This is a genomic window from Bradyrhizobium sp. UFLA05-153, assembly GCF_054185185.1.
Map to the genome: position 1 here is coordinate 1 of NZ_JBBIAM010000194.1, position 10378 is coordinate 10378.

At 59.6% G+C, this 10378-nt stretch carries 11 protein-coding genes; 6 read left to right on the top strand and 5 right to left on the bottom strand.

Going from position 1 to position 10378, the window contains the following annotated elements; all coding sequences use genetic code 11:
* Positions 1-465: 465 nt before the first annotated feature.
* On the bottom strand, positions 466-780 hold the full coding sequence (locus tag Q2941_RS48470; RefSeq protein ID WP_458197096.1) for a hypothetical protein: 315 nt from the start codon (positions 778-780) through the stop codon (positions 466-468).
* Between the two features lie 198 nt (positions 781-978).
* Positions 979-1407 (bottom strand): hypothetical protein, encoded by a 429-nt coding sequence (locus tag Q2941_RS48475; protein WP_458197098.1) that lies wholly within the window; start codon positions 1405-1407, stop codon positions 979-981.
* Between the two features lie 186 nt (positions 1408-1593).
* Between Q2941_RS48475 and Q2941_RS48480 the strand changes: the two genes are divergently transcribed.
* From Q2941_RS48480 to Q2941_RS48505, 6 genes are all read left to right on the top strand, one after another.
* Positions 1594-2322, top strand: coding sequence for an ABC transporter substrate-binding protein (locus tag Q2941_RS48480; RefSeq protein ID WP_458197099.1), 729 nt, complete (start codon positions 1594-1596; stop codon positions 2320-2322).
* Between the two features lie 239 nt (positions 2323-2561).
* On the top strand, positions 2562-3557 hold the full coding sequence (locus Q2941_RS48485) for an ABC transporter substrate-binding protein (protein ID WP_458197100.1): 996 nt from the start codon (positions 2562-2564) through the stop codon (positions 3555-3557).
* A 216-nt stretch (positions 3558-3773) separates the two neighbouring features.
* The gene (locus Q2941_RS48490) at positions 3774-4232 is read left to right on the top strand and encodes a MaoC/PaaZ C-terminal domain-containing protein (protein ID WP_458197102.1); all 459 of its coding nucleotides are present in this window, start codon (positions 3774-3776) and stop codon (positions 4230-4232) included.
* Between the two features lie 257 nt (positions 4233-4489).
* On the top strand, positions 4490-5482 hold the full coding sequence (locus Q2941_RS48495; RefSeq protein ID WP_458197103.1) for an ABC transporter substrate-binding protein: 993 nt from the start codon (positions 4490-4492) through the stop codon (positions 5480-5482).
* A gap of 172 nt (positions 5483-5654) precedes the next feature.
* Positions 5655-6650, top strand: coding sequence for an ABC transporter substrate-binding protein (locus tag Q2941_RS48500; protein ID WP_458197105.1), 996 nt, complete (start codon positions 5655-5657; stop codon positions 6648-6650).
* A gap of 1021 nt (positions 6651-7671) precedes the next feature.
* Positions 7672-7836 (top strand): hypothetical protein, encoded by a 165-nt coding sequence (locus tag Q2941_RS48505; RefSeq protein ID WP_458197106.1) that lies wholly within the window; start codon positions 7672-7674, stop codon positions 7834-7836.
* A gap of 157 nt (positions 7837-7993) precedes the next feature.
* Here Q2941_RS48505 and Q2941_RS48510 read toward each other — a convergent pair whose 3' ends face one another.
* The 3 genes from Q2941_RS48510 to Q2941_RS48520 form a co-directional block, all read right to left on the bottom strand.
* Positions 7994-8617, bottom strand: coding sequence for a tetratricopeptide repeat protein (locus tag Q2941_RS48510; protein ID WP_458197107.1), 624 nt, complete (start codon positions 8615-8617; stop codon positions 7994-7996).
* A 356-nt stretch (positions 8618-8973) separates the two neighbouring features.
* Positions 8974-9687, bottom strand: coding sequence for a hypothetical protein (locus Q2941_RS48515; protein ID WP_458197108.1), 714 nt, complete (start codon positions 9685-9687; stop codon positions 8974-8976).
* 7 nt (positions 9688-9694) lie between these two features.
* Complete coding sequence (locus tag Q2941_RS48520; RefSeq protein ID WP_458197109.1) at positions 9695-9970, bottom strand: hypothetical protein; 276 nt, start codon at positions 9968-9970, stop codon at positions 9695-9697.
* Between the last annotated feature and the right edge of the window lie 408 nt (positions 9971-10378).

A 10378-nucleotide genomic window follows, 5' to 3' on the forward strand; every position in this document is an offset into this window, starting at 1 on the left:
TGGATACTCTGTCGCCACCTATCGCAACCACACCTTGCGTAAAACGGTGCTCAGAAACGTTCTTCACAAACGACGACTTAGTGGTTCGCTTTTCGCCCTCAACCCGATCTCGACCAGCCGGCGGATGGTCGCAGCTTCACCAGCTTGCGCCCATATACCTTGATCGGATCTTCGAAAGGCCGCCCCCAAGCCCCTTGGTCATGTCGTGTTTCGATACCCCATCGCCGGCTGTGCTGGCGCGTTCCAATTGAAGTCCGGTCGGATCTCGGCACCGCGTCGCCCGCAGGCCTTACGCACAAATCGCGGCTCGAGGTCCGACAGCCTCAGATCATCCGGCCACTGACCAGCGTCAGAGCAACGTTGTGGCTGCAGCGGTAGTCCGCGCAACAGACCTGAATGCCTTGGACGCCCATAGCGCGCATCTTGGCCGAAGGTGAGGAATCCGGTTGAGGCCCTTCCGGCGGCTCATTGCTCGTTGTCATCCTCCCGACCGCGGCGCCAACCATGGTCCCAACGTGGACCGTAATAGCCGTAGCTATGGCGGTACCGATAACGCTCTCGCCACTCGTCGCCATCATCATAGCGTCGATAGTACCCGTAGGGACGGTAGTAGTCCCGCTGGTGCCAGCAGCGTCCCCATTCGTTGCAGACCCAGCGAACCTGCTCGACGTTCAACGTCGTTGGCGCCGTCGAGGGCGCGATCGGCATGGCGCGGGCGCCGGTCGCAGCAAGTGCGGCGAACGCTGCGGAAGAAAGTAGAACGGCAATCGGCTTTCCCATCGACGCCTCCATAGTTGAACTCGTGATATAGTGTTGCGTCGCTGGCCTGAACCGGAGTTGAATGGGCGTCACAAAAAAAAGCCGCGATTGAGAGCGCGAATATAAGATGCCCGAGTGCGTCGTCGCGGTGCGCTGATCGTGTCGCCAAAACGACAAAGGCCCGCCGGTGCGGGCCTTTTTCATTTCCGGGAGGCTCATTCAATCGTCGTCGTCCCAACCTGCAGCGTTGCGGTAGTCGTCGCCGCAGTTGCGATATCGGTGAGCCGGGACGTAGTCGTGGCGGTTGTAGCCGTAGCTATCATACGCCGGATGGCGGTAGTAAGAACGGTAGGCCGGTGCGGGCTCATACGCTTGCGCTTCTGATGCCAACGCCCCGCCGATGAGAGCGCCGGCGACCAGGCCGCCGATCAGCGCTGCGTTCCGGCCGTCGTGTGCTTGAGCTGGTGCGGAGCCGGCGAACACCGTTGCGGTCACGGCAAGCGCAGCGATGCCACTTGAAAGAGCGGTCTTCAGCGAAACCATTATCCCCTCCATATCAGGATTGTGGTCACATTCTACGTTGCGCGGTTTGAAGCCATGCTGAATGTGCTGTTGTCCGCCATTCATCTCAGGGAGTTTCAGCTTCATGCCGCGGCTAGGGACGACGCTTTCGGTATCCTTGTTCGCGACCTCTTTCCCGGATATCGGGGTGTTCGCCGTGGAAGACATCGTAGAAGAGGGGTCGGCGGTCTCACCGGATGACTTTGCGGTTGCTAATCATTGCAACGGTGTTGCTCTGTTTTGGCGCGAAACCCCAGCTGAGAAGTTCGCAGAATGTGTTGCCGCGATCAGTTGAGCATTCGAAATCCCATTTCAAGCCTATCAACCTCAGCGCAGGCCGCGAGAAACGTCACACAAACGATCCCGATCGTTGGCATTGGGCTCGACAACCCGGTCCGGCATGGCTTGATTGCGAGCCTTGCGCGGCTTGGCGGCAACGTCACCGGCCTTTCATATAGCGATGGTCCGGAGATCTTCCGCAAGGACCTAAGCCTGCTGCACGAGGTGGTTCCGAACATCCGCCATGTCGCGGTACTGTCGAACTCAACCGGTCCGAACCAATTGGTGGCGATGGAAAATATTGAAGCCGCGGCCAAGTCTCTTGGACTTGAGCTCTTGCTTCTGGACGTCCACGCGCCGGACCAGTTCGAGGCCGAATTCGCGACGATGGCTCGAGAGCGGGTGCATGCGCTGTTTGTGTTTGGTGACCCGATGTTCGGCGTCCATCGAATTCGGCTCGCCGAGCTCTCGGTCCAACACCGGCTACCGACCGTCTATAGTAACAGGCCTCACGTCGATGCCGGCGGGTTGATGTGTTACGGGCCGAGCTTCCCCGAGCTTTGGCGGAGGGCCGCGGCCTATGTCGACAAGATCCTCAAGGGAGCCAAACCGGCCGATCTGCCGGTCACGTACGAATTGGTCATCAATCTGAAAACCGCCAAGGCGCTCGGCGTCGAGGTGCCGCCAACCCTACTCGCCCGAGCTGACGCGGTGATCGAATGAGGCGGGACTGCTGCGGTGCTTGAGTCCGGAAGTGGCCCTTCGCGTCATTTCGCTGCCGCGCAGTGAGTAGGTCGCTTTCGGAGAAGGGGAGACATCGAACGGCAGCGGAAGCCCGCAGAGTCGGTCGAAAATGACCCTGAACGGGCAATCTGCCCACCTCCCCATGGGTCCCAATAAGCTGTAAATTGCCACGACTTCCTGCCTGATCGTCATTCCACCCGGCCGCCCGGGGAGACCGAATGCATCAAGTGAAACGGCGAGACTTCATGGTCCTGTTCGGAAGTGTGGCAGCGGCATGGCCGCTGGTCACCTTCGCCCAGTCGCCCGAACACATGCGGCGGATCGGTGTCGTGATGGCCTACGCGGAGGACGACCCCAATGGGCAAATACAGATCGGGGCTTTCCGAGAACACCTGCCGAAACTTGGTTGGATCGAGGGCAGCAATGTCACCGTTGACGTGCGCTATGCAAGGGGTGATCCGGCACGCGCTCGCGAAATGGCTGCCGAGTTGCTCCGGCAGGGCCTCGACTTGATGGTGTCCAATTCCAACTTGGTCACCACCATACTTCAGACTCAGGTCCGCACGATCCCGCTTGTGTTCGTATCAGTCTCCGATCCTGTCGGTAGTGGCTTTGTCAAGGATCTGGCGAGACCGGGCGGCAACATCACCGGCTTTGCCAATTTCCAGCCTTCCATGGGAAGCAAATGGCTGGAAAAACTGCATGAGGTGGCGCCGCAGGTCGAGCGTGTCGGGCTGCTTCTGCACCCCGAGCCGCCAAACCTCGGGTATCTCAAATCGGCTCAAGAGGCAGCGCCTTTGCTCAACTTGAGGCTGGTTGATCTCAGGGTGCATGACCACGCCGAAATTGAACGCGCTTTCGCGACATTTGCAGGCGACGCGCGCAGCGGTTTGATCGTCGCGCCCAATGTCGTTAGCTTCGCAAATAGCGCGCTCATTGTGGCGTTGGCGGCGACGTATCGGTTGCCCTCGATTTATCCGTTTGCTTTTTTTGCCAGGGAGGGTGGCCTGATTTCTTACGGGTTTGATGAGCGCGAACAATTCCGGCAAGGCGCCGTCTATGTCGATAAGATCCTAAGGGGCGCCAAGCCCGCCGAACTACCTGTGCAGTATCCGACGAAGTTCGAGATTGTGGTCAATCTCAAGACCGCGAAAGCGCTTGGGCTTGATGTGCCTTCGCAAGTTCAGCAATTCGCCGACACCATCATCGAATGAGCCGGGTCCGGGAATAGCAACCAACGTTTTGGCTACCGGACGCCGTGCCGCGCGTGCTTCGACCGCTGCTTTTGACACCCATCGCGGACATTCGCTGCTGGCGGTTACTACGATCCAAAGGGCCTCTGTGATTGCACTCGACGTGAATTTCACCGTAATATCTTGGGCCGTCCTCGCCGCTTCCCGCCTTCGAAAACCCAATAGATGGGGATGCTCATGAAGGTGATATACTTCGAGGATCTGAACGTCGGAGATAGTTGGACAACGACAGAACACCTCGTGGATCGAGAAGAAATGCTGGCCTATAGTCGCGCAAACGACCCGTGGCCTATTCACGTTGATGCAGAGGCCGCCGGCAAATCGCCGTTCGGTGGACTGATCGCGAGCGGGGGTTACACGATCAGCTTGATGTATCGGTTATTCCACGAAGTCGTGAACCAGCCGGATCGGAAGTGGGCTTTCTTGGGCGGCTTTGACTGGCAGGTCAAATTCCCGGAACCCGTGCGTGCAGGTGACCGGTTGCACGGACGCATTACAATTATTGAGAAGCGCCCATCGAGCAAGCCAGGGCGGGGCGTCATCAGGGACCGCATCGAAGTGATCAATGATCGAAAGGGCGTGGTGCTATCAGTCGAGGCCATTGTGTTGCTGGCCACTCGCTTACGGGGCGAGTAGGAACTAATCTGCTTCTGGCCGTGCTGATGTCGCTTCTTGGCCCTTCGCGTCATTTCGCGTGCGCGTAACAATCAGGTCGCTTTCAGGTAAGAGCCGACATCAAATAGCAGGCCGGACCGGCGGGCTCAGTCGAAGACGACCCGGAGCGGTCATCAGCCGCTCAGTTTTGTTGTGATGCACAACGTGGCTCTCACTTAACGATGTGGTAGCGTGTCGGTCTCGCTTGGAGAGAGGAGCTGCATGGAGAGAGGAGCCGCATGAGGCGACGCGACTTCATGACGCTGGTGGGCAGCGCGGCGACTGCGTGGTCGCGCGCTGCGCGTGCGCAGCAAGCTCAACGCATGCGGCGCGTCAGCGTGCTGATCGGCTTTGCGGAGACCGATCCGGATGTGAAGTCTTGGTTCGCGGCTTTCCGGGACGCGCTCGCGAAGCTGGGGTGGACGGAAGGCAGCAATTTTCAAATCGAACTTCGCTGGGCCAGCGATGATCTGGATAGGATGAAGGCAGTCGCAAAGGAGCTTGTCGATCTGCGACCCGACGCAATCCTCAGTGTGACCACGCCCGTGACCAACGCTCTTGTCCGCGAGACGCAGACAATTCCAATCGTGATCGTGACCGTAGCCGATCCGATTGCCAGTGGTTTCGTCACGAACGTCGGACGTCCGGGCGGCAATGTTACCGGGTTCGCACTTTACGAGCCCTCGATGGGCGGGAAATGGCTGGAACTGCTCAAGCGTATCGCGCCGGGCGTGACGCGCGTGGCGCTGCTTTTCAACCCGACGACAAGCGTCCCGATCAAATTCTACATGGCTTCAATTCGAGCCGGCGCGTCATCGTTTACCCTCCAGGCCAGTGCTGCTCCGGTTCACGCCCAGGATGAGATAGAACGCGTTATCGCCGCACTAGCGGGTAATCCAGGTGCCGGCATTATCGCAATGCCGGACCTATTCAACACGATAAATCGTGATGTGATTATTGCGGCGGCGGCCCGCTACCGCGTCCCCGCGATCTATTTCGTTCGCTCTTTCGCGGACTCAGGCGGCCTGATCTCTTATGGGCCAGATTTCGCCGAACAATATCCGCGGGCAGCAGGGTACATCGACCGTATCCTCAAGGGCGAGAAGCCAGGTGACCTTCCGATCCAAATGCCAATCAAAGTACCGTTGATCATCAACTTGAGGACGGCAAATGCGCTTGGCCTCGACGTGCCACTGGGCCTGCTGAACGCTGCCGACGAGATTATCGAATAGGTGCGAGGTTTTTCCGCAATTGCTCACAGCCGGTTCTAGCCCGACGCAGACCCCCTTGAGGGGCCGCCGCTGTGTCCGCGTAACCAGGTAAAGCGGACTCGTTGTGCTCACCGCGAAAAAGAGTGGTAGTCTTTCGCCATCGCGATGTCTTCTCCTAAGCCTGGGGCTGGACATGAGGCGGCGTGAGTTTCTCGGCTTGTTCGGTAGTACCGCAATCACTTGGCCGCTCGCCGCGCGCGCGCAGCAAGCCGAACGGATGAGGCACATCGGTTTGTTGATGGTGCATAGGGAGACCGACCCCGAATTTAAGAATTACCTGGACGCATTCCGACAGGGGCTTGAGATGCTCGGGTGGATTGAAGGCCGCAACATCCGAATCGACACTCGCTGGGGTGCGCTCGACGACGCGCAGGTGAGAGAACGCTCAGCGAAGGAACTGCTCGCGCTGCAGCCTGACCTCATTCTTACACAAAACACGCCCCCTACTGCGTCAATGCTGCAACAAACTCATACAGTTCCAATTATTTTCGTGATCGTTGCCGATCCCGTCGGTAGCGGTTTCGTCGCAAGCCTGCCGCGGCCGGGCGGCAACGTGACCGGTTTCACCGTCATGGAGGCGACGACTGCCGGCAAGTGGCTAGAGCTACTCAAGGAGATTGAGCGACGCCTTGACCGGGCCGCCTTCTTATTCAATCCGGCGACGGCGCCATTTGCGGAGTACTACCTCAACCCATTCAAAACTGCCGCAGCATCCCTTGGAATGGAGGCTATACCTGCGCCTGTTCACGACGGATCAGAGCTCGACTCCGTCATTGCCGCTCAGGTGCGTGGGCCCAGTACCGGCCTGATAGTGATGCCGGATGGATTTCTGAACGAGCATCGCGCAGAGTTGGTCTTGCTAGCCGCTCGCTACCGCGTACCGGCCATCTATCCATGGCGTTTCTTCCCTGAACTTGGTGGCCTGATGTCCTACGGAAGTGAGCAGCGCGATCTGTTTCGGCTTGCCGCGACATATGTCCATCGCATCCTGAAGGGAGAGAAGCCGGCCGACCTACCGGTGCAGGCGCCGACCAAGTACGAATTGGTAATCAACCTGAAGACCGCCAAGGTGTTGGGTCTTACCGTTTCGCCCGTGCTACTTGCCCAGGCCGACGAGTTAATCGAATGAGGTCTCGCCATTTCCGTTGATGGCCCTCAACGACCGAACTCCATGTCCGCTCTCACGTCAGCATTCAAGAGAAGAGCGGACTCGTTTTGCTCAACGTGAGTTCTTCTCAGTCTGACCCGCAGCAGACTCTCGCCGCTCGCCCTTGAAAGGTTTACACCCGCTGGTTGAGGCCGTAGCCTACTCTACGCCCGCATGGTCTTGCGGGGAGCAGATGTAGTCGGCTCAAGGCGACGTGAACGAGATCAGGACCTTGCGCTATCATTGTAGAAGCCGTGGTGGAGCCGGGTCCAATAAGTCGTCAGCGAAACTCCGAAATCGTTTCCGCCAAGGTCCGTCACGGTAGAGTTGCAGGTCTGGTGTGCCCGAAGTGCAGTGCCACGTCGCGACAAACACTTGAGATCTATTCTCACCGTCAGCGTGCTGCGAAATTTGGTAGCGAGCGAGGCCCGGTTCCACTGCGTGTGTAGAGACGAAAAATTCGTCGGTAGCGAAGCAGCGGGTGACTCTATCGTCCCCTTCGACGTCTCGGCCGTACTGCCGGAGCAGGTTGTCGGTGAGCCTAATAAGCTCCGCGACGGCTTCCCGGTCGAGGGCTGTCCTACTAGCAGAGCGTCGTCTAACCAGCCTTCTCGATCGCTCGATCACTGTGGACTTGGCGTAGCCCAACAGGGCCGCGATCTGACGCGCGACGTACGTTGTCGCCCGCATTTTGGGCTCCCCGGAGTGATGACTAGACCAACTACAACGTGGAACTGTGTTTTTGGTTCAACCGCCTTAAAGATAGTATACGATTTTTAGTTGCTCGCTTTCGGAAAGGGACACAGCGCTAAAGTTATCCAGTCCGACGTGGCTTTGCGCCCCTCTTTTTGCCGTTCCGGGAGTGCAATACGGCCCCAAGGGCTCGTCAGCTATGGACCCGATCTTGCGGTCTCCTATCGCGAGACTCGCGTGCTCGTCGGCCGCTCAAGGGCGACAAACCCAGCGATCTCCCGGTGACGCCAAGTTCGAAGTGATTATCAACGTGAAAGCCGCGAAGGCGCTCGGCATTGAGGTGCCGACCTCGATGCAATTGCTCGCCGACGAGGTGATCGAAGAGGCTTACCTTGCAGCGAGTCCGGAATTGGCCCTTACCGACAAAACCCCGCTACCGCCCATATGTCGGCTGTCAGGGGAAGACCGGAAATGACCGCGAGGCAACGCAATCGACGCTGTTGACCCAAAGCGGTCCTTGCTGGTCACGTTCGCAAACGGTCGAGAAGGTGGAAACGTTACCGTCGGCCGGTTGAATCATCCGGACGCGCGACTGAACGGAAGTCGAGATTGGCGTAAGTCGAAACGTGGACTCATTCGTCTGGCAGCCCCGCTCGACGCATTCCGGTGATAATCGTCGCTTGCGCCTGCACAAGACGTGATAGGTAGTCGTATTGCGGCATGGCAGCCTTGATTGCTGCCAGAGATGCGAATTCCGGCCGCAGCCGCAGTGATTCCGCCAGTTCGTGTTTTGCCTCGTCGATACGCTGCTGCATGCCGTATGCGGCGGCGAGATGCATGTGAACGTACCAGAGCCGGGGATTGGCGGCGCTGGCTCTCTGCAAGCTGGCAATGGCCTCATCTGATCGACCCAAGAGAATCTGAGCGTTCCCGAGTACGAAGAGATGGTCGGCAATATTCGGATCGCGCGGATTGAGGCGCATCGCGTGCTGCGCCAGCGCAATGGCCTCTTCCGCCCGTCCCATATGCGCCAAGGTCAGGCCGAGATAGAGGTAAGCGCGAGCGTAGTTCCGATCGAGCGCGATGGCTGTCTGAGAGGCTTCGGCAGCTTCGGGCATGCGGCCCTGATGTCTCAGGAGCGAACCGAGCACAAAGTGCGTTGCGGCTCGGTTCGGCTCGAGATCAAGCGCTTGCCGCAGCAGCGCGCCGGCATGTTGCCGATCTTCGATCGGCGAATTGCTATAGCCCAGCAGCACGTGCGCGAGCCCAATCAGGCCGCGGGTAACACACCGAGGTATCGGGCGAATATTTCCTGGTTATGTCAGCTGGCAGCGTGAGTCTGAGGACGATTTGCGGCAGCGCTCAACACTCAGAACATCCAAACGCCTGGCGGCTGAGGTCGCTGGAGCGCTCCGCAGGTGGCGAGGGTCCTGCGTCGCAGCACCGATCTATGGTCATCGGCGCCCTCACAGCCACTAAGCACAACACCAGAATGTGCAGCAGCGGAAAGCCGCGGTGGTTAGGTGATGCCGTTGCACCGCGCTCAATTTTCGCGAGCGCACCTGAGCGCGAAATTTGCGCCTGAGTGCATCGAATCTCTCCGTGGCCGCGCTCATCGTTCCGCCTTCTCGTGCCGCTCGCGTTCGGCAAGGAACAAATAAAGCTGTCTGCCCTTGAGTTCTCCGCGCTTGTGGGCTGCCGTAGCGGCACGGAAATTTTCCTCTTTATCAGCGTCGTACTCAGGTGCGCGCGTCAGGGGAAATAGTGAGACGTTGCCAGGAAGCGCCGGCTCTGAGGCTTCTGGCGCGGCTGCGCGGCGGGAGCGGAATGCTTCGAACTCCGCGACTTGCGTGCGCAGGGCTCCGATTAAGAACGACTGTTCGACGGTTTTCTGCCGTAGCGCTTCGAGTTCCTCGAGGGCCTGCTTGAGGCGAGAGGAAAACGGGTCATGCACCTGCTCCGCGGGCTCGGCGCCCGCATCGTGCGCGGGATCCACACCTGCAGCCTTGGCGAGCAGCAATTTGAGCGTTTCGAGCTGGACGTCATCGAGGCGGCCGAGGTCATATCCATCGACGCCGCCGCCGGCGCCGCCCGCCGTCGGGAGTAACCGCGCTAACTCGCCGTGCGCTTCAGCCAATCGCCGAATGTCGACGGCATCGCCGCTCATCTGCTCCGTTTGCAGCCGCTCGATTTCGAGCCGAAGGGCGGTGGCGTGGTCGATCTTGAGCCGCTCCGGCAATGGCGCGGTGTCCGGGTCAATGCCAAACAGCCCGGCAATCTCGGCGCGGACCTTGGCAAATAGGCTGGACTTGCTCGGGCGGGCCATCTCGCTCTCAGGGCCCCACGGAATCGCGCTCGGCGTACTTGGCCTCCACCTCGTCGAGCCAAGTGGGGTCGGCCCGCTGGCCGGCCTTGCCAGCGATGATGGAGAGCAGCCGCTTGCTGGTCGAGCTGATCCTGATCAAAAGGTCGCTGTCGACGATCTCGCCGACGACGATCCGTTCCTGCAACCGTTCGGCCTGCAATTGAAGCGCGACCGCCTGGCGTACCAAGGCGCGCTCAGGCTCGGTCAGCTCGCCACCGAGCTGCTTCGAATAGCTTTCGACCAAAAACTTGAATCGTCGACCTCCGGCAGACCGCAAATCGACGGCGCGCGACAGAAGTCGGCCATTGGAGACCCGATCTCGGCCCGTGCTTCGGGCCGCTCTGGCGGCGGAACGACCTGCTTGCATGGTTCGTGCATCCTCAAGCGAATCTAAACACATATCGTGCGGTATAAAGCCTCTTCACGCAAGCAAATTGGCACGACTTTTGCGTGAATGCGGGATTTCGTGCATCGACGCCCTAAGGAGGCCGTGGAGACGGGTTTGGCGTGGGGGCTGTCTACCTGCGGGCGGGCAGGTGGAAGCGCACGGACGGCCCGCGCTCGCTGGCAGGCGCGCAAACGAAAGGGCCGCCGAGATGGCGGGCCGTCGACATGGCATCTGGGATTGAGGGATCAGGCCGCTGGCAGACAG

What these genes read in the sequence shown, in the direction of transcription:
- Q2941_RS48500 (WP_458197105.1), top strand. Translation starts at nt 5,655, where the DNA reads ATGAGGCGGCGTGAGTTTCTCGGCTTGTTCGGTAGTACCGCAATCACT.
- Q2941_RS48470 (WP_458197096.1), bottom strand. Translation starts at nt 780, where the DNA reads ATGGGAAAGCCGATTGCCGTTCTACTTTCTTCCGCAGCGTTCGCCGCA.
- Q2941_RS48495 (WP_458197103.1), top strand. Translation starts at nt 4,490, where the DNA reads ATGAGGCGACGCGACTTCATGACGCTGGTGGGCAGCGCGGCGACTGCG.
- Q2941_RS48515 (WP_458197108.1), bottom strand. Translation starts at nt 9,687, where the DNA reads ATGGCCCGCCCGAGCAAGTCCAGCCTATTTGCCAAGGTCCGCGCCGAG.
- Q2941_RS48475 (WP_458197098.1), bottom strand. Translation starts at nt 1,407, where the DNA reads ATGAAGCTGAAACTCCCTGAGATGAATGGCGGACAACAGCACATTCAG.
- Q2941_RS48490 (WP_458197102.1), top strand. Translation starts at nt 3,774, where the DNA reads ATGAAGGTGATATACTTCGAGGATCTGAACGTCGGAGATAGTTGGACA.
- Q2941_RS48485 (WP_458197100.1), top strand. Translation starts at nt 2,562, where the DNA reads ATGCATCAAGTGAAACGGCGAGACTTCATGGTCCTGTTCGGAAGTGTG.
- Q2941_RS48480 (WP_458197099.1), top strand. Translation starts at nt 1,594, where the DNA reads ATGTGTTGCCGCGATCAGTTGAGCATTCGAAATCCCATTTCAAGCCTA.